Below are 21671 nucleotides of genomic sequence, written 5' to 3'. Positions count from 1 at the left end.
GCAAAACTGTGCCGGACACGTCACACCCGCCTCGTGTGGTAAGTTGATAAATGTTGGCGCGCCGAGGGCGCGCGCCCTCTACGGAGACACGCCGCGCGCGCCTCGAGGCGCCGCGCCGCGCAAGAGGATCATGGCAACAGGCTTCTATTCCCACGCCGACTGTCTGCTGCACGATATGGGGCAATGGCATCCCGAATGCCCGGCGCGCCTGCAGGCAATCGAAGACCAATTGATCGCGAGCCGCATCGACTCGCTGATCGAGCGCGAGTCGCCGCCGCTCGCCGAGGAAGCCGCGCTCCTGCGCGTGCATACGCAGGCGCACATCGACTACATCCGCAACTGTTCGCCCGCCGAAGGCCTCGCCGAGATCGACCCCGATACGTCGATGAATCCGCATACCCTGCGAGCCGCGTTGCGCGCGGCGGGCGCCGCGGTGGCCGCGACCGATGCCGTGATCGAAGGCCGTTTCGACAACGCCTTCTGCAGCGTGCGCCCGCCCGGCCACCATGCGGAACCGGCGCGCGCGATGGGCTTCTGCTTCTTCAACAACGTGGCGATCGCCGCGCGTCATGCGCTCGAAGTGCACGGCTTGCAGCGGGTGGCGATCATCGACTTCGACGTTCATCACGGCAACGGCACGGAAGCGGCCTTCTCCGGCGATTCGCGCGTGCTGATGTGCAGCATCTTCCAGCATCCGTTCTATCCGTACACCGGCGCCGAGAACCAGGCGCCCAACATGTGCAACGTGCCGATGCCGGCGCGCTCGAAAGGCATGGCCGTGCGCGAGGCGGTCGACCTGCTGTGGCTGCCGCGTCTCCATGACTTCAAGCCCGAGATGGTCTTCATCTCCGCCGGTTTCGACGCGCATCGCGAGGACGATCTCGGCAACATGGGCCTCGTCGAGGACGACTACGCGTGGATCACCGACCAGGTGCGCGAAATCGCCAAACGCTATGCGCGTGGCCGGATCGTCAGTTGTCTCGAAGGCGGCTATAACCTGTCGGCGCTCGGGCGCAGCGTGGTCGCGCACGTGCGGGCGTTGGCCGGAATCTGACGCGCGGCGGCGCGCGAACCGCGCAAGCCGCATCAACGTAATGAGGAGCGAGCCATGAACGCCGAGATCCGCAGCGCGTCACTGGTGGAGATCGAACGCGACGCATACAGTGTGGCGGGCGTCGTGCGCCTGACGATGAACCGGCCCGATGCCTTCAACGCGCTCTCCGAAGCCTTGCTCGACGACCTGCAACAAGCATTGACCGACATCGCGCGGACGGACGCGCGCGTGGTCGTGATCGCCGGCGCGGGCCGCGCGTTCTGCGCGGGACACGATCTGAAGGAAATGCGCGCGGCGCCGTCGCTGGCTTATTACCAGGCGCTGTTCGCGCGCTGCACGAAGCTGATGCTGACGATCCAGCGCTTGCCGCAACCGGTGATCGCGCGTGTGCACGGCATCGCCACGGCGGCCGGTTGTCAACTGGTCGCGATGTGCGATCTGGCGGTCGCCGCCGAGACAGCGCGTTTTGCCGTGTCGGGCGTCAATCTGGGGCTGTTCTGCGCGACGCCTTCGGTGCCGCTGTCGCGCAATCTGTCACGCAAGGCGGCGCTCGAAATGCTGCTCACCGGCGATTTCATCGACGCGGCGCAAGCGCAGCAGCAAGGGCTCGTCAACCGCGTGGTCCCGGCAGACGCGCTCGACGCCGAAGTCGCGCGGCTCGCCACCCGCATCTGCGCGAAACCGGTGGAAGCGGTGAGCGCCGGCAAGGGCCTGTTCTACCGGCAACTGGAAATGGGCGTTGAAGCGGCTTACCAGCTCGCCGGCCAGACGATGGCCTGCAACATGATGGATGAATCGGCGCTCGAAGGCGTGCAGGCATTCATCGACAAACGCCCGCCCGACTGGAAGCGTTGAACGGCGTGAGCAAGGTATCCGCCGACCTCCGGCGCGGCGGCGTTCAACGCGTTTCGCATCGCAGCCTGTGCTGCGAAAACCATCACATGCTCAGGACTTCGCAACCCGCGCTTCGATCCATTCGATCAATTGCCCGATCACCCGATCGCGATCCATATCGTTCATCGTCTCGTGATAACTGCCTTCGTGCAGCGTGAGCGTCTTGTCCGGCGAGCCCGCGTGCTGGCCGAATGCGCGGCTGCCTTCGGGTTCGGTGAGCTTGTCCGCCGTGCCGTGATAGACCAATAACGGCACGCGCAGGCTCGCGCGGCCGCGTTCGATTCGCGCCATCGCCAGCAGCAGTTCGGCGCCGGTGCGCGCCGGAATCGAGCCGTGATGAACGAGCGGATCGTTGCGATTGGCGTTCACCACCGGCTGAAGGCGCGAGAGCAAGGCGGCGTCGATTTTCATCGCCGGGAAACCCGGCCATACGCGGCTGATCCACTGGCTCAAGCCGAGCATCCAACGCGGAACGTCGTGCCCTGGCGCGAGCGCGGGGCTCGACAAAATCAGTCCGCTCAAGCGACGCCCGCTCGCGTCCAGCCGCTCGATCGCGTAGAGCGCCGCGATTGCGCCGCCCATGCTATGGCCCATCAGAAAGAGCGGTGCGCAACTCGTGGCAGCCGCATCGAGCAAAGCCTGGGCGTCGAGCAGATAGTCGTCGAAGCGGCGGATTCGCGCGCGCTTGCCCGGCGCCAGCCCATGTCCGCGCAAATCGACGGCGACCAGTTCGATGCCGGCCGGGCTTAGCCGATCCGCGAGCGCCGCGTAACGCCCGGCGTGTTCCGCGAGCCCGTGCAGCAGCGCGACCGTGGCGCGCAGGGGCGCGGTGGCCGGCCAGCGATACAACGGCAGGTCGACGCCGTCGCTTGTCGTAACCGTCGAGCGCAGCGCGGCGCCGCCTTTGCGGGCGCCCGCGGCGGGCCTTGCATTACCGGTGGGGATTGTCTCCATGGCTGCCATGTCGTGTCCGAGGTGTGTCCTGCATTGACTCCGTCCGATCATAGCCGCAGCGAATCCGCGCGCGCGATCGTTGCTTATCCGGGGTAGCGCTTTAATGCCGTCTGGTTATGAAAAGATCGTAATTGATTATTAAAGGGGATGTCGGGGCTGCGGTAGAATTGCCGGCTCAAATCCTAATAAAAGCAACGGCGGCCGCTTGCCGGGAGCATTCAACGCTCGCCGACAAACTCCGCCGTTTCGTTTTTCCATGATCGAAATACGCAATATCTCCCAGCGGTTCGCCGGACCCCGGGGCTGGGTCGAAGCGCTGCACAACGTCAATCTGTCGATTCCGCCGGGCGAGGTGTTCGGCATCATCGGGCGCAGCGGTGCGGGCAAAAGTACGCTCGTGCGCACCATCAATCTGCTGACACGGCCCACCGAAGGCAACATCGTCGTCAACGGCCGCGATCTCACCACGCTGCCCGCCGCGCAATTGCGCGAGGCGCGCCGCGAAATCGGCATGATCTTCCAGCACTTCAACCTGCTGTCGTCGCGCACGGTGTACGAGAACGTGGCGCTGCCGCTCGAACTCGCCGGCCTGAAGCGCGACGAGATCGAGGCGAACGTGGTGCCGCTGCTCGACCTGGTGGGCCTGTCGGCGCAGAAGGATCGGTATCCGGCGCAGATCAGCGGCGGGCAGAAGCAACGCGTCGGCATTGCGCGCGCGCTGGCGAGCAAGCCGAAAGTGCTGCTCTCCGACGAAGCGACCTCCGCGCTCGATCCGGAAACCACACGCTCGATTCTCGATCTGCTCAAGCGCATCAATCGCGAACTGAACCTGACGATCGTACTGATCACCCACCAGATGGACGTGATCAAGCAGGTCTGCGACCGCGTCGCGGTGCTGGACGCGGGCCGCGTGGTCGAGCAGGGCAAGGTGATCGACGTGTTCCTTCAGCCGCATCATGACGTCACGCGCGCGCTGATCGGCGACGTGATCGCGCAGGAATTGCCGCCCGCCATGAAGGCGCGCGTGGCCGAGCGCTTGAAGACGGGCAGCGGTCATCTGCTGCGTCTCGCGTTCACCGGCTCGGGCGTCGATCAGCCGATACTGTCCGAGACGATTCGCCGTTACGAGCTCGACTTCAACATCCTGCACGGCCAGATCGACGAGATCCAGGGGCAGGCGTTCGGCTCGCTCGCGGTGCTCGCGGGCGGCCAACCGGAGAAGGTGGCGCAGGCGCTGACGTATCTGCGTGAACAGGGTGTGGTGGTGGAGGAGCTCTCGTATGTTGAGTGAAATGCTGGATATGTTCGTCCAGTCGTTCTGGGAAACGCTCGTGATGGTGGGCATTTCCGGACTGGTCGGCGCATTGGTGGGCTTGCCGCTCGGCGTGCTGCTGTATCTGACGGACCGTCAGGGCGTGTTGCAGAACGTCGCGGTGAATCGCGCGATGGGCGTGGTGGTCAATGCGGTGCGGTCGACGCCGTTCATCATTTTGCTGGTCGCGGTGATTCCGTTTACCCGGTTGGTGGTGGGTTCGTCGATCGGCACGGCCGCCGCCGTGGTGCCGTTGACGATCGCGGCCGCACCGTTCATCGCGCGTCTGGTCGAGACCGCGCTGCGTGAAGTCGACCGTGGCCTGATCGAAGCCGCGCAGGCGATGGGCGCGACCACCAGCCAGATCGTTTTCAAGGTGCTGCTGCCGGAATCGTTGCCGGGCGTGGTCGCCGGTTTGACGATCACGTTCGTGTCGCTGGTCGGCTATTCGGCGATGGCCGGCGCGATCGGCGGCGGCGGACTCGGCGATCTGGGCATTCGTTACGGGTATCAGCGTTTTTTGCCGGAGGTCATGCTGACGGTCGTGGTGATTCTGATCGTCTTCGTGCAACTGGTGCAGTCGTTCGGGGATTGGCTCGTGCGTCGTTTGAGCCATAAATAAACAGGGGCCATCGTTGCCCGCTAAACAGAATCGATAGATTCGGAAGGTCCATCATGCAACGTCGTTTCATCCTCAAGCTGGCCGCCGCGCTCGGCGCCGCCTCGCTGTTCGCCGCCACCACGGCGGCTCACGCTGAAGACACGATCAAGGTCGGCGTCACGGGCGGTCCGCACGCGCAGATCATGGAAGTCGTGAAGACGGTCGCGGCGAAGAACGGTCTGAACATCAAGGTCGTCGAATTCTCCGACTACGTGCAGCCCAACGCCGCGCTCGCCGGCGGCGATCTGGACGCGAACAGCTACCAGCACGAGCCGTACTTGCAGGCGCAGGTGAAGGACCGCGGCTACAAGCTGATTCGCGTCGCCGACACGGTCACCTATCCGATGGGCATCTATTCGAAGAAGGTGAAGACGCTGGCCGAACTGCAGCCGGGCGCGAAGATCGCGGTGCCGAACGATCCGACCAATGGCGGCCGGGCACTCTTGCTGCTGCAAAAGCAGGGTCTGCTGAAATTGCGCGCCGACGCGGGGCTGAAGGCGACGCCGCTCGACATCGTCGAGAATCCGAAGAAGCTGAAGATCGTCGAACTCGACGCCGCGCAGATTCCGCGTTCGCTGAACGACGTGGAAGCGGCCGCGATCAACACGAACTTCGCGATGGAAGCGGGTCTCAAGCCCAAACAGGACGCCATTGCGATCGAAGATCCGAAGGGGCCGTACGTGAACATCATCGCGATTCGCGAAGCCGACAGGAACAAGCCGTGGGTCGCCAAGCTGGTTGCGGCGTATCACTCGCCGGAAGTGAAGCAGTTCGTTGAAGGCAAGTTCGGCGGCGCGGTGATTACCGCCTGGTGAGTCCGGCAGCCATGTGAACATGGCAAGCACGACGGCAATGCAAATTTAGAGTCGTGAATCGGAGCCCGGGGTTGTCACCCGGGTTTTTTCGTGATTAAAATAGAACGATCGTTCGCTATTGCCGTCACGCCGCTGGGGAGCGATATCCTCCTGCTAAAGCACCCGCGACAAGGCTCCCGCAAGGGCAGTCGTTATAATGTTCGCTGGGTTGACGTATTCGTAACTTTGGAGCGTGTGCATGAAAATCCTGGTGCCAGTCAAGAGAGTGGTCGATTACAACGTGAAAGTCCGGGTGAAGTCGGACGGCACGGGCGTCGACATCGCGAACGTGAAAATGTCGATGAATCCGTTCGACGAAATCGCGGTGGAAGAGGCGGTGCGTCTGAAGGAAGCGGGCGTGGCGACCGAGGTGATCGCGGTGTCGTGCGGCGTCACGCAGTCGCAGGAAACGCTGCGCACGGCGCTGGCGATCGGCGCGGACCGCGCCGTGCTGATCGAATCGAATGAGGAACTGCAGCCGCTGGCGGTCGCCAAGCTGCTGAAGGCGCTGGTCGACCGGGAGCAGCCGCAACTGGTCATTCTCGGCAAACAGGCGATCGACGATGATTCGAACCAGACCGGCCAGATGCTTGCCGCGCTCGCCAGCCTGCCGCAAGCGACGTTTGCGTCGAAGGTTGTCGTGGCCGACGGCAGGGCCACCGTGTCGCGCGAAGTGGACGGCGGTGCCGAGACGCTGTCGCTCAAGCTGCCCGCCGTGGTCACGACCGATCTGCGCCTGAACGAGCCGCGCTACGTGACGCTGCCGAACATCATGAAGGCGAAGAAGAAGCCGCTGGAAACGCTCAAGCCCGAGGACCTCGGTGTTGACGTCACGCCGCGCCTGAAGACGCTGAAAGTCGCCGAGCCGCCGAAGCGCTCCGCTGGCGTGAAGGTGGCGGATGTGAAGACGCTGGTCGAGAAGCTGAAGAATGAAGCCAAGGTGCTTTAAGTAAAACGCGGAGACAGGGCAAATGACGAATCTTGTATTGGCAGAACATGACAACGCATCGATCAAGCCGGCGACGCTGAACACGATCGCAGCGGCGCAGAAGATCGGCGGCGACATTCACGTGCTGGTGGCGGGCTACAACGCGCAGGCCGCGGCGGACGAGGCCGCGAAGATCGCGGGTGTGTCGAAGGTATTGCTGGCCGACGCGCCGCAACTGGAAGCGGGCCTCGCGGAAAACGTCGAGGCGACGGTGTTCGACATCGCGAAGGACTACACGCACATCCTCGCGCCGGCCACGCCTTACGGCAAGAACATCACGCCGCGTATCGCCGCGAAGCTGGACGTCGCGCAGATCAGCGACATCACCGCGGTGGATTCGGCCGACACGTTCGAGCGCCCGATCTACGCGGGCAATGCGATCGCCACGGTGCAGTCGGCTGATCCGATCAAGGTGATCACCGTGCGCACGACCGGTTTCGATGCGGTCGCGGCCGAAGGCGGCAATGCAGTGGTGGAAAAGATCGACGCCGCGGCGGACCAGGGTATCTCGCAGTTCGTGAGCCGTGAACTGACGAAGCTGGACCGTCCCGAACTGACCTCGGCGAAGATCATCGTCTCGGGCGGCCGCGGTCTGGGCAATGGCGAGAACTACACGAAGGTGCTCGAGCCGCTGGCCGACAGGCTGAACGCGGCGCTGGGCGCCTCGCGCGCGGCGGTCGATGCGGGCTTCGTGCCGAACGACTATCAGGTCGGGCAGACCGGCAAGATCGTCGCGCCGCAGTTGTACATCGCGGTCGGCATCTCCGGTGCGATCCAGCATCTGGCGGGCATGAAGGACAGCAAGGTGATCGTCGCGATCAACAAGGACCCGGAAGCGCCGATTTTCAGCGTCGCCGATTATGGTCTGGTGGGTGATCTGTTCACGCTTGTGCCTGAGCTCGTTGGTGAGCTCGGCTAAACGCCGCAGCGCCGTAAAAGGCGTCTGACAAAACAGGAAAGGGCGCGGGGCCATCAAGTCCGGCGCCCTTTTTTTATATCAAGGCAGGAGGAGAACTGAAATGAGCTATACGGCGCCCATCAAGGACATGCTGTTCGTGATGAAGGAACTGGCCGGTCTCGAGGAAATCGCGACGCTGCCGGGCTTCGAGGACGCGAACCTCGACACGGCTCAGGCCGTGCTCGAAGAATCGGCGAAACTATGCGGCGAAGTACTGGCGCCGCTGAACGTCGAAGGCGATCGCAATCCGAGCAGTTGGAAAGACGGTGTGGTCACCGCCACGCCGGGTTTCAAGGACGCGTTCCGCCAGTTCGCCGAAGGCGGCTGGCAAGGCGTGCAGCATCCGGTCGACTACGAGGGCCAGGGCCTGCCGAAGCTGATCGCGACACCCTGCGTCGAAATGCTCAACGCGTCGAACCTGTCGTTCGCGCTGTGTCCGTTGCTGACCGACGGCGCGATCGAAGCGCTGCTCACCGCCGGCACCGAAGCGCAAAAACAGACCTATGTGCCCAAGCTGATTTCCGGCGAATGGACCGGAACGATGAACCTGACCGAGCCGCAAGCCGGCTCCGATCTCGCGCTGGTGCGCACGCGCGCCGAGCCGCAGGGCGACGGTTCGTTCAAGCTGTTCGGCACGAAGATCTTCATCACATGGGGCGAGCACGACATGGCGAAGAACATCGCCCATCTCGTGCTGGCGCGCACGCCGGATGCGCCCGAGGGCGTCAAGGGCATTTCGCTCTTCATCGTGCCGAAGTTTCTCGTCAACGAAGACGGTTCGCTCGGCGAGCGCAACGACGTGCATTGCGTGTCGATCGAGCACAAGCTCGGCATCAAGGCGAGCCCGACCGCCGTGCTGCAATTCGGCGATCATGGCGGCGCGATCGGCCATCTGATCGGCGAGGAAAATCGCGGCCTCGAATATATGTTCATCATGATGAACGCGGCGCGTTTTGCGGTGGGGATGCAGGGGGTCGCCGTGTCGGATCGCGCGTATCAGAAAGCGGTGGCGTACGCGAAGGATCGCGTGCAAAGCCGTCCGGTGGATGGCTCCGCGAAGCAGCCGGTGGCGATCATTCAGCATCCCGACGTGCGCCGCATGCTGGCGACGATGCGCGGCCTCACCGAAGCGTCGCGCGCGCTCGCCTATGTCGCCGCCGCTCACTGCGATATCGCGCATCGTCATCCCGATGAAGGCACGCGCGCTGAACATCAGGCGATCTACGAATTTCTCGTGCCGATCGTGAAGGGCTGGAGCACGGAGTTGTCGATCGACGTCGCGAGCCTCGGCGTGCAGGTGCATGGCGGCATGGGCTTCATCGAGGAAACGGGCGCCGCGCAGTATTACCGCGACGCGCGCATTCTGCCGATTTACGAAGGCACGACCGCGATTCAGGCCAACGACCTGATCGGCCGCAAGACCGTGCGTGACGGCGGCAAGGTGGCAAAGTCGCTGCTCGCCGGCATTGCGGGAACGGTGGAGGCGCTGGGTTCGCAGCAAGGGGCGGCGTTCGATTCGATGAAGACGTATCTGGCGCAGGGACATCGCTCGTTGAGCGCGGTGGTCGATTTCGTGGTGGCGAATACGAAGGGCGATCCGAACGCGGTGTTTGCCGGCAGCGTGCCGTATCTGAAGCTCGCGGGCATCGTGCTCGGCGGCTGGCAAATGGCGCGCGCGCTGCTCGTGGCGGCTCAGAAGCGCGATGAGGACCCGTCCTTTTACGGCGCCAAGATCGCGACCGCGCAGTTTTACGCGGAGCATGTGCTGCCGCTGGCGTCGGCGCTGGAAGCGTCGATCGTCAATGCGAAGGGCGGCGAGGGCGTGCTTGCGTTGTCGGAAGACCAGTTCTGACGTTGCACGCTTGAGCTAAACAACAACGGCGCCTTGATTGAAGGCGCCGTTTGTTTTTGGAAGACCGCTGGCGAACCGCCAGGCGTTAAACCTCAAGCATAAGCCGGCCGATGCGCACCGCCGGTCTCGCCGAGATAGCGATGCACCGACAGATCGTCCGCCTTGATGGCCGGCTGCTTGCCCGACATCACGTCGGCGAGCAACTGGCCCGAGCCGCACGACATGGTCCAGCCCAGCGTGCCGTGGCCCGTGTTCAGAAACAGGTTCGGCACGGGCGTGCGGCCGACGATCGGCGTGCCGTCGGGCGTCATTGGACGCAGACCGGTCCAGAAGCTCGCCTTCGACGTATCGCCACCGCCGGGGAACAGATCGTTCACGCACATCTCGAGCGTTTCGCGGCGCGCCTCGCGCAACGATTTGTCGAAGCCGACGATCTCCGCCATGCCGCCGACACGAATGCGGTTGTCGAAACGCGTGATCGCGATCTTGTAGGTTTCGTCGAGCACGGTTGAAACGGGAGCCGCCGCTTCGTTGACGATTGGCGCGGTGATCGAATAACCCTTGAGCGGATAGACCGGAATCTTGACCAGACCGGACAGGAATTGGGTCGAGTACGAACCCAGCGCGACGACGAACGAATCGGCGCGCACCAGTTCACCGCCGCACTGTACGCCCGCGATGCGGTCGCCCGCCAACGCGAGCGCGTCGATCGGCGTGTTGTAGCGGAATTTCACGCCCAGTTGCTCGGCGAGCGCGGCGAGGCGCGTGGTGAACATCTGGCAGTCGCCGGTTTCGTCGCCCGGCAGACGCAGCCCGCCTGTCAACTTGTGCGACACCGCGGCGAGCGCCGGTTCGGCTTGCGCCAGTTCGGCCGGCGACAGCAGTTCGAACGGCACGTTGGCTTCCCGCAGCACGGCGATGTCTTTCGCGGCGCCGTCGAATTGCTGCTGGGTGCGGAACACCTGCAGCGTGCCGCCGGTGCGCCCTTCGTACTGAAGGCCGGTTTCGGCGCGCAGCGCCTGCAGGCAGTCGCGGCTGTATTCGGCGAGCCGGACCATGCGGCCCTTGTTCACCGCATAACGCGACGACGTGCAGTTCTGCAGCATCTGCCACATCCATTGCAACTGGAATTGCGTGCCGTCGAGCCGAATGGCCAGCGGCGCATGCTTTTGAAACATCCATTTGACGGCTTTCAGCGGCACGCCCGGCGCGGCCCACGGCGACGCGTAACCCGGCGAGATTTGCCCCGCATTGGCGAAACTGGTTTCGAGCGCCGGGCCCGCCTCGCGATCGATGACGGTCACTTCATGGCCGGCGCGCGCCAGATAGTACGCGCTCGTCACCCCGACGACGCCACTGCCCAAAACGACGACTCGCATAGATGCTCCAGGAAACGGAAGAGATAGGACGGCGCGCGCTCGCCGATTCGTTTGGATTCGTTCGATTAACGAGGTGCAACGCGGACCAACCAGTGTTAACCGCTATACTATTAACAGTCAGGCAGTTTTTGTTATTGTATTTTCAGGATTTTCAGCAAAAACACCATGCGTACACAACGCCAACCGGTCCGGTCCCTCGACAAACTCGATCACAAGATTCTGCGGCTCCTGCAACAGGACGGCCGGATGGCGATGAAAGACCTCGCGGAACAGGTCGGGCTGTCGGTTACGCCGTGCATCGAGCGCGTCAAGCGAATGGAACGCGACGGCGTGATCACCGGCTACCACGCGCGCGTGAACCCCGCCGAGCTTGGCGCGGCGCTGCTCGTATTCGTCGAGATCACGCTGGATCACAAAAGCGGCAACATGTTCGACCAGTTCCGCCGCGAGGTGCAGAAGATCCCCGAGGTGCTGGAATGCCACCTCGTGTCGGGCGACTTCGACTATCTGATCAAGGCGCGCATCGGCGAAATGGCGGATTACCGCAAGCTGCTGGGCGACATCCTGCTGCAACTGCCCGGCGCGGTGCAGTCGAAAAGCTATGTGGTGATGGAAGAGATCAAGGAAACGCTAACGATCGCGGTCGGCGAATAAACCGCCGCGCGGCGCGCAAAGCAGGGCTCGACAAACGGCGTAAACACTGTATATTTATACAGGTGTTTTTGCGTGCCTACCCATGACCAACTCCCACATCCGCTTCGCATCCGAATTTCCGATTGCTCCGCCCACCCCTCGCAAGGGGCGGGGGGCCGTGACGAATCTGCAAGGCCGCTACGAAGTCGACCAGCGTGAGGCGGTGGACGACGGCTGGCTGTCCGCGGCAGAGGAAGAGGGCGAGCCCAAGGCCTTGCGCACTCAGGTGTTCGAAGAGCGCGCCAAAAGCATTCTCACGCGCAACGCGTCGCCGGACATTCCGTTCGGCGTGTCGCTCAATCCGTATCGCGGCTGCGAACACGGTTGTATTTATTGTTTTGCGCGGCCCACGCATAGTTATCTGGGGCTGTCGCCGGGGCTCGACTTCGAAAGCCGCATTTACGCGAAGGTGAACGCGCCGGAATTGCTCCAGCGCGAACTGTCGAAAAAATCCTACGTGCCGGAGCCGATCGCGCTGGGCGTCAATACCGACGCCTGGCAGCCCGTCGAGCGCGATTTGCGGCTCACGCGGCGGGTGGTGGAGGTGCTTGGCGAGCGCAACCATCCGTTTGCGGCGATCACGAAATCGTCGCTGATCGAGCGCGATCTCGATCTGCTCGCGCCAATGGCGGCGCGTGGTCAATTCATGGCGGCGATCACCGTTACCACCTTGGACGCGGAAATCGCCCGCACCCTCGAACCGCGCGCGGCCACGCCGTCGCGCCGGTTGCGCACCATCCGCACGTTGAGTGAGGCGGGCATTCCGGTCGGCGTCAGCATCGCGCCAGTGATCCCGTTCGTCACCGAACCGGATATGGAGCGTGTGCTGGAGGCGTGTGCCGAAGCCGGCGCGTGCAATGCGAGCTATATCGTGCTGCGTCTTCCGTGGGAAGTGGCGCCGCTATTCAAAGACTGGCTCGCGGCGCATTTTCCCGATCGCGCGGAACGGGTCATGGGCCGTGTGCGCGATATGCGGGGAGGAAAGGACTACGACTCCGACTTCTCCAAACGAATGAAGGGAGAAGGCTTGTGGGCGGATCTGCTCAAGCAGCGCTTCCAGAATGCCGTGCGCCGTCTGGGATTGAACCGGCGTGACCGCGGCATTCTCGATATGTCGCACTTCCGTCGGGTCGAACCGGCGCGTGACGATTCCCAACTGGATCTTTTCTAGCCGACGCGCGGCTGTTATTGCGAGAGTGCTTTAGCTGCTTGCACCTGGCCTTCGAAGTAGGTCTGGAATGAAATGGCGAGGCCTGTCATCAGCAGGAACGCGCCGATCAGCAACGAAAAGATCACGATGAAAATGACGGTCCAGCCGGAGCGGCTTTTGCGCTGGGTCCGCGCGTTGAACTGCGCATCCCATTTCTCGTCGGGACGCAGCCCGTAGACGATCGCGGCAAGAAACGCGGCGAGCAGCGAAACCGCGCCCGGAAACGCCAAGGCCCAGCCGAGCATCGAAGCGCGTTCGCTCGCCACCACCAGCATGGCGCCCGGAATGCCTATCAGCGTGCCGAGCAAATGCGCCCAGCCGTAAATGTCGCGCATGCCGTGGAGATAGAAGCGGTGAGCTCCGAGGCTGCCGAAGAAGAACGCCAGCGCGGCGGTCATTGTCTTGGATTTGAACCGCGATGAAGTCGAAGCAAGGGTGGACATGTAGGCGAGGGCAGAAGTAACGGGGCGGTCGAAAGGAGCGGCGCACCGGTGGGCGCGGACCGGTGCGCATTCTACGCCCGCCACGCGCCGCCGGGCACGTGGCGGGCGGTCGCGCCGCGGCGGGCTAAGGCGCTGAATACGTCACGCGGTAGACGGCGCCGGCGTAATCGTCGCTGATCAGCAGCGAGCCGTCGGGCATCGGCAGCACGTCGGCGGGGCGGCCCCACACGGCTTCGCCGGGCTGGAGCCAACCTTCGGCGAATACTTCCTGGCGGGCGTCGCCGCCGTCCGGGTTGAGCGTTGCCCGCACTACCCGGTAGCCCACTTTCTTGCTGCGATTCCACGAACCATGTTCGGCGATGAAAATATTGTTCCGATAGGCGGGCGGAAACATCGAGCCGCTATAAAACCGCATGCCGAGCGCCGCGACGTGCGCGCCGAGCTTGAACGCTGGCGGCGTGAATGAACTACACGGATGATCCTTGCCGAATTCGGGGTCGGGCGTCCCGACGCCGTGGCAATACGGAAAACCGAAGTCCATGCCGGCGCGCGGCGCACGGTTGAGTTCGTCGTCCGGCACGTCGTCGCCCATCAGGTCGCGGCCGTTGTCGGTGAACCACAACTCGTGGGTCACCGGATGCCAGTCGACGCCGACCGTGTCGCGGATGCCGCGCGCCACGACTTCGTAATGACTGCCGTCCGGGTCCATCCGGCCGATCAGCGCGTACCGGCTGCGGTCCTTCAGACAGACGTTGCACGGCGCGCCTTGCGGCACATACAGCTTGCCGTCCGGCCCGAAAGCGATGAATTTGGCGCCGTGGTGTGTCTCGGCGGGCAATTTATCGGTAACGACGGTGGGCTTGGGCGGATTGTTCAGACGGGTGTCGATCGCATCGAAACGCAAGATTTTCGACACGGCGGACACATACAGCGCGCCATCCCGCCAAGCTACGCCCACGGGCATGTCGAGGCCGGAGGCGAGCACATGGCGTGCGGTCGCGCGTCCGTTTTGCAGTTCGAGCGCGTAGACGCGGCCGTCGAAGCTTCCTATATAGAGAATGCCCTTCGGCGACAGCGCCATGGCGCGCGCGCTTGGTACGGCGTCCGACAAGACCTCGACGTGGAAGCCGGGCGGAACTTTGATACGTTCGATCGGCGGCGCGGCAAGCGCCGGCGGGACTATGGCGGCGAGCCACAGGGCTGTCGCGGAGCGCCGGGCCCGAGCGCGAAGGCGTGAGGAGCGCGCCAGGCCGGCAAGCCGCGCGAAGAGGGTGAATAACGCAAGCAAAAGCACAGTTGGCGGCGGGAATTTCACAGGCGCTCCATCAGGTGGTGCGGGCGTTTGGATATGATCTGGAGCCCCGCGGTATGGCCGGGGCCACGTCGTCGCCCAGTTTATCCGGGTAAGTGTTTGTTAAGGCGTTGGTTTCCCGCTATAATCGCGTGTTTCAGTCGTTCCGAACCCCGGTTTTCAAGGATTCTAGTATGGTCATCATCCGCTTGGCTCGTGGCGGCTCCAAGAAGCGCCCGTTCTACAACATCGTCGCAACCGATTCGCGTAACCGTCGTGACGGCCGCTTCATCGAGCGCGTTGGCTTTTACAACCCGGTCGCTACGAAGGGTGAATCGCTGCGTATCGCTCAAGACCGCCTGACGTACTGGCAAGGCGTTGGCGCGCAACTGTCGCCGACCGTCGAGCGTCTCGTGAAAGAAGCGCAAAAGGCGCAGCCGGCTGCTTAATGGCCGCTCGCATGCGTATCGTCGTCGGTTCGGCCGGCGGCTCGCGCCGCTTGCGTGAGCAGTCCGATGCGCGAAGTGTTGTGCTGAAGCAGACGTCGAAGTTGGCAGCGAGGTTCTCTTATGTCTGAGCGTGATTCCGGTAGTTCAGGTCCCGCCAGGACCGTCCCGCGTGCGAAGACGTCTGATCAGGCGCCGTTCGGTGCATTCGTCCGCAAGCCGGTCGAACGAGCCGAGGGCAAGGCGAAAGCCAAGGTTGCAAGCGCCGCTTCCGGGGCAGCAGAAATGCGCGCGGAAACGGCCGAAAGCTGGCCGGCCGACGCGGTCGAGGTCGGCGCGATCGTCGACGCTTACGGCCTCAAAGGCTGGGTCAAGGTAGCCGCTCATGCGGATGCCGGGCATGGCGGCGACGCGTTGCTGAGCGCTAAGCGCTGGTGGCTGCTGAAAGGTCACGAGCGCAAGTCGGCGCCGTCGTTGCAGGCGAAAATACATAGCGACAGTGTGGTGGCCCATCTGGGCGGCGTCACTGACCGCGATGTCGCATTGGCACTGCGCGGCTCCCGCGTTTATATCAGCCGCAGTGAATTCCCGGCTCTCGAAGCCGACGAATTCTACTGGGTCGACCTGCTCGGCCTGGATGTGGTGAACGTTGCCGGGGTCCATCTCGGCAAGGTTGCGGACATGATCGACAACGGTGCGCACTCGGTAATGCGTATCGAATATCCGGCCGCCGACAAAAGCGGCAAGCCGGTCACCGGTGAGCGCTTGATCCCGTTCGTCGGCGTCTTTGTCAAAACGGTGGACCAGGCGGCGAAGCAGATCGTCGTCGAATGGGAAGCCGATTACTAAATAATTCGCTGAATGGAGAGAGCGATGCAGTTCGATGTCGTCACGCTCTTTCCTGAAATGTTTCGCGCGCTGACCGATTGGGGTATCACCAGTCGGGCGGCGAAGCAGGAGCGCTACGCGTTGCGCACGTGGAATCCACGCGATTTCACCACCGACAACTACCGCACGATCGACGATCGCCCGTACGGCGGCGGACCTGGCATGGTGATGCTGGCCAAGCCTCTGGAAGACGCGATCGGCGCGGCGAAAGCGGCGCAGGCGGAGCAGGGCATCGGTGCATCGCGCGTCGTGATGATGTCGCCGCAAGGCGCTACGCTGAATCACGAGCGTGTCATGCGGTTCGCGGCCGAACCCGGTCTGATTCTGTTGTGCGGGCGCTATGAAGCGATCGATCAGCGTTTGCTCGACCGTGTCGTGGACGAAGAAGTCAGTCTTGGCGACTTCGTGCTGTCAGGCGGTGAATTGCCGGCCATGGCTTTGATGGACGCGGTCGTGCGCCAGTTGCCCGGCGTGCTGAACGACTCGCAATCGGCGGTGCAGGACAGTTTCGTCGACGTGCTGCTGGATTGTCCGCACTACACGCGCCCCGAGGAATACAACGGCGTGCGCGTGCCCGATGTGCTGCTCGGCGGCCATCATGCGGAAATCGAAGCGTGGCGCCGGCGTGAAGCGTTGCGCAACACGTTGAACAAACGGCCCGATCTGATCGTGAAGGCCAGAAAGAACAAGATGTTGAGCCGTGCCGACGAGGCATGGCTCGCGAGTCTCGCGAAGGAAGCGTCGAAGGCGTAAAGCCCCGATCTTTCGAGCGGACATAGGCGGTGCCGCACATGCGTGTACGGCGCCTGATGTGAACCCATCCTCTATCGGGGCCGTAGCCGAGCGCAAACAAACTCCGCGCAAGGCAGGTACGAACGCCGACAAGATGGACCTAGGAGTCAGTGATGAATCTGATTGCAAAACTCGAGCAGGAAGAAATCGCGCGCGCCCTCGGCGATAAGACCATTCCCGATTTCGCCCCCGGCGATACGGTGATCGTCAGCGTGAACGTGGTTGAAGGTACGCGTAAGCGCGTTCAGGCTTACGAAGGCGTCGTGATCGCCAAGCGTAACCGTGGTCTGAATTCGTCGTTCATCGTCCGCAAGATTTCGTCGGGCGAAGGCGTCGAGCGTACGTTCCAGACTTACTCGCCGCTGCTGGCAAGCATCGTCGTGAAGCGCCGCGGCGACGTGCGTCGTGCGAAGCTGTACTACCTGCGCGACCGTTCGGGCAAGTCGGCCCGGATCAAGGAAAAGCTGGTCATGAAGAAAGACCGCGCTGCTCCCCAAGCGTAAATGCTGTAAGAAAAAGCACCCCTCGCGGGTGCTTTTTTGTTTGCCAGGTCAAAATAGCGGCATGTCCCCTATCCGCTCGTTCGAGAGACCCGTTGATCCGCCCCGTCTTTGAACCTGAAACCCTGCCTGTCGAAGCGACGGGCGCCGATCTGCCGCCGGTGTCCGGCGGACGTCTCACGCCCGACGGTCTGCGCGCACGCTTCGAACAGCGTCTTTCATGGGCGCCTGAACCCATTGTCGAAGCGCCCTGGCGCGATACGCACGTCGATCCCCGAGTCGCGGCGGTATTGGTGCCACTGGTGGTCCGCGATCACGGCCTGACCGTGCTGCTGACCCAGCGCGCGGACCATCTGAACGATCATGCCGGCCAGGTGAGCTTTCCAGGCGGCCGTCAGGAGCCATTCGACGCGGACGCCACCGCCACCGCCCTGCGCGAAGCACAGGAAGAGGTCGGCCTCGATCCGTCGCGTGTCGAGATCCTCGGTGCGTTGCCCGACTATCTGACGGGCACCGGTTTTCGCGTCACGCCGGTGATCGGCCTCGTGCACCCGCCGTTCACATTGGAAGCCGACGCGCTTGAAGTGGCCGAAGTCTTCGAGGTGCCGCTCGCCTTTCTGATGAACCCCGCGCATCACGAAGAGCGCGTGTTCCGCTGGGAAAACGGCGAGCGGCGCTTTTTCGCCATGCCGTATCCGCGTACGGCGTCGCTGGAATCCGACGGCGGCGCAAGTGCAAATTCAGTAGGCGGCCACTATTTCATCTGGGGCGCGACGGCGGCGATGCTGCGCAACTTCTATCGCTTTCTCGCGGCGTAAGCCAACGCAGACTGTGCGGTTGTCGGATGTTTGTCGAGGTCCACGCTCAGTCGCATCCGACCCTGTGCTATCGTTATATAACAATCGTAAAACTCGAAAAGCACGGCGCACCGCATGACTTTTTTCTCTGTATTGCTGGCTCTGATCATTGAACAGGTACGCGCGCTATCGCCGAACAATCCCGTATCGGCGTTGCTTCAATACCATGCGGAGTCGGCGGCGCACGGATTCGATGCCGGCAAGCCGAAGCATGGCTTGCTTGCCTGGCTCGTGGTGGTGGTGCCCTGGACGCTGGCCGTCGCGCTCGTCTACTACGTGCTGTATCACATCCATTTTGCGCTGGCGTTCCTGTGGAACGTCGCGGTGCTGTACTTCACGCTCGGTTTCCGGCAGTTCAGCCATTACTTCACGGACATCCACCTCGCGCTGAACAACGACGACGTGCCGCGCGCGCGTGAAATCCTCAGTGAATGGACCGGGCTCGACACCGTCGACATGCCCGTCAGCGAGATCGTGCGTCATACGCTGATTCACGCGGTGGTCGCTTCGCATCGCCATGTGTTCGGCGTGTTCTTCTGGTTCCTGATTCCGGTCGGGCCGGCGGGCGCAGTGCTGTATCGGATCGCCGAATATCTGGCACGCACGTGGGCACGGCCGGTCGACGATCGCACCATCGCGTTTTCGAGCTTCGCGCAGCGCGCTTTCTTCGTGATCGACTGGGTGCCGGCGCGGCTCACGTCGCTGGGCTTCGCGATCGTCGGTAATTTCGAGGACGCGATTTACGCGTGGCGCAATCATGCGCGCCAGTGGCCGGATGCCAACGACGGCGTGTTGCTGGCCGCGGGCAGCGGCGCATTGGGCGCGCGGCTGAGCGGGCCGCTTGCCGAGCCGTCGAGTCTGGACGCGCTCGCCACCGGCGACGGCGGTCCGATGCAGGTCGGTGACGATTGCACGCCTCGCACGCTCCAATCGGCCGTGGGCCTCGTCTGGCGCGCGGTGGTGCTGTGGATGATTCTGCTGTTGATGCTGACGATCGCCGTATGGCTCGCTTGAGGCTCCGTTCGAGGCTTGCCTAAGGGCAGCCCCGAACCGCTTCACCCGTCTCGCGGATCCCGCGCCGTCCCACACTGCCAGCATACGGTGAACTGCGCTTCGAGCGTCTCACCGCACTTGCGACATTGCCACGCAGGCGACCCCGAGGCAGGCCCACGCGAAGCGGCATCGATCAACTGCCGCGCCATCGCCTCATCCCGTTCATCGACCAGCCATAATTCCGGCGCGCACTGATCCGCTGGAATATCGCCGAGCGCGCCGTTCAGGTAGCGGTTGTGCAACTCGCAGGCAATGCCCGCCGCTTCGAGCACATTGACCCAATGCTGTCCGATGATCAGGTTCGGCGCTCGCATCAATTTCATCGTGAGTCCAGGAGGGTGACGGCGACGTGCTTCACCGAACGATCTGGCTGGCTTCATGCACGAGTTGCGCGTACAACGCGTGCCGCTCGCGCCGGATGCGGCCGTCGGCGACCGCTTCGAGAATCGCACAACCCGGCTCGTGCAAGTGATGGCAGTTGTAAAAGCGGCAATTCGGCAGCAGCGGGCGGAATTCGGGGAACGCGCGCTCGAGCCGGCCTTCGGTCAGATGGTGCAGGCCGAATTCCTGGAAGCCGGGCGAGTCGATCAACGCACCGCCGTCGCCGTCCGCGCTGTCACGCAGCGGGTAGAGCCGCGTGAAGGTGGTGGTATGACGCCCGCTGTTCAGCGCGGTAGAAATCTCGCGCGTGGCGACTTCGGCGTTCGGAATCAGCAGATTGACCAGCGTCGACTTGCCCATGCCCGACTGCCCGAGCAGCAGCGTCGAATGACCGTGCAGATGCTCGATCAACGCCGCGCGCGCGGCATCGGGCTGCATCTTGATCGACACTTCCACGACCGTATAGCCGAGCGCGCGATAGCGTTCCAGCCGGGTACGCGCGCCTTCCAGTTCTGCCACAACGTCGATCTTGTTCAGCACGATCAACGGCTTCAGCTCGTGCGCCTCGGCGGCGACCAGCGCGCGCCCGAGCAGGTCCTCGCTGAAATGCGGCTCGGTCGCGAGCACGATCAGCAACTGATCGAGATTCGCCGCGAAGAGTTTCGACTTGTACTGATCGGAGCGGTACAGCAGATTGCGCCGCTCGCCGATCTCGACGATCACGCCCTGATCCGCCGAGGTCGGCTCGTAGATCACACGATCGCCGACCGCCACTTCGCTGCGTTTGCCGCGTGGGAAGCACTGGAGCATGGCGCCGCCGTCTTCCGGCGCGACGAGGTAATGGCGGCCATGAGCCGCCACCACGAGGCCGCCTACGCGCGTGCTGGACGGAGCGCGCGGCGCTTTCGGGGAGCGGCCGCTCATGCGTGCCGCAGCAGGCGGTCGATCCGCTGCGACGCCGGCGGATGCGAGTAGTAGAACGCGGTATAGAGCGGATCGGGCGTCAGGGTCGACGCGTTGTCTTCATAGAGCTTGACGAGCGCGTTGACGAGGTCATGTGCATCGGTTTGCGTGGCGGCGAACGCGTCGGCTTCGAACTCATGCTTGCGCGAACTGAGGCTGCCGAGCGGCGTGACGAAGAAGATGAATACCGGCAGTGCAAGGAAGAACAGCACCAGCGCAAGTCCGTCATTGCCGCCGAGCAGCGACGGCCGCACGCCCAGCCCTTCATAGAACCACACGCTTTCCTTCAGCCAGCCGAGCAGGGCGAGCATCACAAGGCTGATCGCGAAGGTAACGAGCATGCGCTTGATCACGTGACGGCGCTTGAAGTGGCCGAGTTCATGCGCAAGCACCGCCTCGATCTCGCTGCCCGACAGGCGCGCGAGCAAGGTGTCGAAGAACACGATCCGCTTGGCCGCGCCGAAGCCGGTGAAGTACGCGTTGCCGTGCGCCGAACGGCGGCTGCCGTCCATCACGAAGAGGCCCTTGGCGGCGAAACCGCAGCGTTTCATCAGCGCTTCAATGCGGCTTTTCAGCGCTTCGTCCTTGAGCGGCTCGAACTTGTTGAAGAGCGGCGCGATGAACGACGGATACAGCACCAGCACGAGCATCTGGAACACCACCCAGACGATCCACGTCCACAGCCACCACAGGCTGCCGGCGCGGTTCATCAGCCACAGCACGACGAACAGCAGCGGCAGGCCGAACGCCGCGGCGAGCAGCACGCCCTTCAGACGGTCCAGAAAGAAAATGCCCTTGCTCATCCGGTTGAAGCCGAAGCGCTGCTCGACCACGAATTGCCGGTAGTAATCGAACGGCAGGTCGATCACGCTGGTGATCGCGATGACCGCCGCGACCAGCGCGATCTGGCCGGCATAGCCGCGGCCCAGCCAATCGGAGATCGCCAGATCGAGCGCCTGCACGCCGCCGAGCAACGTGAGGCCGATCAACACGGCCGCGCTGACCACGACCTCGATCATCGTCAGACGGGTGCGCTCGACGGTGTAATCCGCGGCGCGCTGATGCGCGCTGAGCGCGATAGTGCCCGCGAACTGGCTCGGCACCTGCTCGCGATGGCCGGCGACGAAGCGGATCTGCCGCGACGCGAGCCACAGTTTGGTGCCGACCATCGCCACGACGGCGACGACGAACAGGACGGTGAAGTACAGGGTAGGCATCCAGGGATTCCGTGGTATCTATGCGAGAATT

At 63.5% G+C, this 21671-nt stretch carries 23 protein-coding genes; 16 read left to right on the top strand and 7 right to left on the bottom strand.

The features are described 5' to 3' along the window. Positions 1-130: 130 nt before the first annotated feature. Together ACOCG7_RS26125 and ACOCG7_RS26120 are read left to right on the top strand one after the other, a co-directional pair. Positions 131-1054 (top strand): histone deacetylase family protein, encoded by a 924-nt coding sequence (locus ACOCG7_RS26125; RefSeq protein ID WP_073427178.1) that lies wholly within the window; start codon positions 131-133, stop codon positions 1052-1054. A gap of 54 nt (positions 1055-1108) precedes the next feature. Continuing rightward, positions 1109-1909 carry an enoyl-CoA hydratase gene (locus tag ACOCG7_RS26120; protein ID WP_073427179.1) on the top strand — a complete coding sequence of 267 codons (801 nt, stop codon included), beginning with the start codon at positions 1109-1111 and terminating at the stop codon, positions 1907-1909. Positions 1910-1999: 90 nt separating this feature from the next. Here ACOCG7_RS26120 and ACOCG7_RS26115 read toward each other — a convergent pair whose 3' ends face one another. Next, a complete protein-coding gene (locus ACOCG7_RS26115; protein ID WP_073427180.1) occupies positions 2000-2902 on the bottom strand; it encodes an alpha/beta hydrolase in 903 nt (300 codons plus the stop codon). Positions 2903-3158: 256 nt separating this feature from the next. On the opposite strand from ACOCG7_RS26115, the gene ACOCG7_RS26110 reads away from it, so the two are divergent. The 6 genes from ACOCG7_RS26110 (at position 3159) to ACOCG7_RS26085 (ending at position 9527) form a co-directional block, all read left to right on the top strand. Beyond that, entirely contained in the window at positions 3159-4193 is a 1035-nt protein-coding gene (locus tag ACOCG7_RS26110; RefSeq protein WP_073427181.1) for a methionine ABC transporter ATP-binding protein, read from the top strand. Beyond that, a complete protein-coding gene (locus ACOCG7_RS26105) occupies positions 4183-4836 on the top strand; it encodes a methionine ABC transporter permease (protein ID WP_073427182.1) in 654 nt (217 codons plus the stop codon). Before ACOCG7_RS26110 ends, ACOCG7_RS26105 begins: the two co-directional genes overlap by 11 nt. 53 nt (positions 4837-4889) lie before the next feature. Beyond that, positions 4890-5690: a MetQ/NlpA family ABC transporter substrate-binding protein gene (locus tag ACOCG7_RS26100; protein ID WP_073427183.1), complete on the top strand. Its 801-nt coding sequence runs from the start codon at positions 4890-4892 to the stop codon at positions 5688-5690. A gap of 238 nt (positions 5691-5928) precedes the next feature. Next, the gene (locus ACOCG7_RS26095; protein WP_073427184.1) at positions 5929-6678 is read left to right on the top strand and encodes an electron transfer flavoprotein subunit beta/FixA family protein; all 750 of its coding nucleotides are present in this window, start codon (positions 5929-5931) and stop codon (positions 6676-6678) included. A 22-nt stretch (positions 6679-6700) separates the two neighbouring features. Continuing rightward, positions 6701-7636, top strand: a complete 936-nt coding sequence (locus ACOCG7_RS26090) for an electron transfer flavoprotein subunit alpha/FixB family protein (protein ID WP_176035728.1) — start codon at positions 6701-6703, stop codon at positions 7634-7636. 100 nt (positions 7637-7736) lie between these two features. After that, positions 7737-9527: an acyl-CoA dehydrogenase gene (locus tag ACOCG7_RS26085; RefSeq protein WP_073427186.1), complete on the top strand. Its 1791-nt coding sequence runs from the start codon at positions 7737-7739 to the stop codon at positions 9525-9527. 92 nt (positions 9528-9619) lie between these two features. Here ACOCG7_RS26085 and ACOCG7_RS26080 read toward each other — a convergent pair whose 3' ends face one another. Continuing rightward, positions 9620-10906, bottom strand: coding sequence for a D-amino acid dehydrogenase (locus ACOCG7_RS26080; RefSeq protein WP_083086521.1), 1287 nt, complete (start codon positions 10904-10906; stop codon positions 9620-9622). 165 nt (positions 10907-11071) lie between these two features. Between ACOCG7_RS26080 and ACOCG7_RS26075 the strand changes: the two genes are divergently transcribed. Next, the gene (locus tag ACOCG7_RS26075) at positions 11072-11560 is read left to right on the top strand and encodes an Lrp/AsnC ligand binding domain-containing protein (protein WP_073427188.1); all 489 of its coding nucleotides are present in this window, start codon (positions 11072-11074) and stop codon (positions 11558-11560) included. Positions 11561-11642: 82 nt separating this feature from the next. After that, positions 11643-12770 (top strand): PA0069 family radical SAM protein, encoded by a 1128-nt coding sequence (locus ACOCG7_RS26070; RefSeq protein ID WP_083086523.1) that lies wholly within the window; start codon positions 11643-11645, stop codon positions 12768-12770. Positions 12771-12784: 14 nt separating this feature from the next. Here ACOCG7_RS26070 and ACOCG7_RS26065 read toward each other — a convergent pair whose 3' ends face one another. Continuing rightward, positions 12785-13252 carry an NINE protein gene (locus ACOCG7_RS26065; protein WP_083086525.1) on the bottom strand — a complete coding sequence of 156 codons (468 nt, stop codon included), beginning with the start codon at positions 13250-13252 and terminating at the stop codon, positions 12785-12787. Between the two features lie 124 nt (positions 13253-13376). Then, the gene (locus ACOCG7_RS26060; RefSeq protein ID WP_244744791.1) at positions 13377-14567 is read right to left on the bottom strand and encodes a PQQ-dependent sugar dehydrogenase; all 1191 of its coding nucleotides are present in this window, start codon (positions 14565-14567) and stop codon (positions 13377-13379) included. Between the two features lie 170 nt (positions 14568-14737). Between ACOCG7_RS26060 and rpsP the strand changes: the two genes are divergently transcribed. The 6 genes from rpsP (at position 14738) to ACOCG7_RS26030 (ending at position 19040) form a co-directional block, all read left to right on the top strand. Further along, positions 14738-14992 carry a 30S ribosomal protein S16 gene (rpsP, locus tag ACOCG7_RS26055; RefSeq protein ID WP_006050280.1) on the top strand — a complete coding sequence of 85 codons (255 nt, stop codon included), beginning with the start codon at positions 14738-14740 and terminating at the stop codon, positions 14990-14992. A gap of 120 nt (positions 14993-15112) precedes the next feature. Next, entirely contained in the window at positions 15113-15838 is a 726-nt protein-coding gene (rimM, locus tag ACOCG7_RS26050) for a ribosome maturation factor RimM (protein ID WP_421377862.1), read from the top strand. Between the two features lie 24 nt (positions 15839-15862). Continuing rightward, entirely contained in the window at positions 15863-16630 is a 768-nt protein-coding gene (gene trmD, locus ACOCG7_RS26045) for a tRNA (guanosine(37)-N1)-methyltransferase TrmD (RefSeq protein WP_083086529.1), read from the top strand. 152 nt (positions 16631-16782) lie between these two features. Next, positions 16783-17172, top strand: a complete 390-nt coding sequence (gene rplS / locus ACOCG7_RS26040) for a 50S ribosomal protein L19 (protein ID WP_073427194.1) — start codon at positions 16783-16785, stop codon at positions 17170-17172. Positions 17173-17264: 92 nt separating this feature from the next. Beyond that, positions 17265-17987, top strand: coding sequence for a CoA pyrophosphatase (locus tag ACOCG7_RS26035; RefSeq protein WP_083086531.1), 723 nt, complete (start codon positions 17265-17267; stop codon positions 17985-17987). 114 nt (positions 17988-18101) lie between these two features. Next, positions 18102-19040 (top strand): CobD/CbiB family protein, encoded by a 939-nt coding sequence (locus ACOCG7_RS26030; protein ID WP_083086533.1) that lies wholly within the window; start codon positions 18102-18104, stop codon positions 19038-19040. A gap of 41 nt (positions 19041-19081) precedes the next feature. On the opposite strand, the gene ACOCG7_RS26025 is transcribed toward ACOCG7_RS26030, so the two are convergent. Genes ACOCG7_RS26025 through ACOCG7_RS26015 form a run of 3 tightly spaced genes read right to left on the bottom strand, consistent with a single transcriptional unit; the run spans position 19082 to position 21640 of the window. Beyond that, entirely contained in the window at positions 19082-19402 is a 321-nt protein-coding gene (locus ACOCG7_RS26025) for a DUF2007 domain-containing protein (protein WP_073427197.1), read from the bottom strand. 31 nt (positions 19403-19433) lie between these two features. Continuing rightward, complete coding sequence (gene rsgA / locus ACOCG7_RS26020; RefSeq protein ID WP_083086535.1) at positions 19434-20384, bottom strand: ribosome small subunit-dependent GTPase A; 951 nt, start codon at positions 20382-20384, stop codon at positions 19434-19436. Further along, positions 20381-21640, bottom strand: coding sequence for a M48 family metallopeptidase (locus ACOCG7_RS26015; protein ID WP_073427199.1), 1260 nt, complete (start codon positions 21638-21640; stop codon positions 20381-20383). Before ACOCG7_RS26015 ends, rsgA begins: the two co-directional genes overlap by 4 nt. Between the last annotated feature and the right edge of the window lie 31 nt (positions 21641-21671).

The sequence above is a fragment of the Paraburkholderia sp. DD10 genome, assembly GCF_049177125.1.
Taxonomy (GTDB): Bacteria; Pseudomonadota; Gammaproteobacteria; order Burkholderiales; family Burkholderiaceae; genus Paraburkholderia; species Paraburkholderia terricola.
The sequence above is the reverse complement of the archived record's forward strand: the minus strand, read 5'-3'. Positions and strand labels throughout refer to the sequence as shown.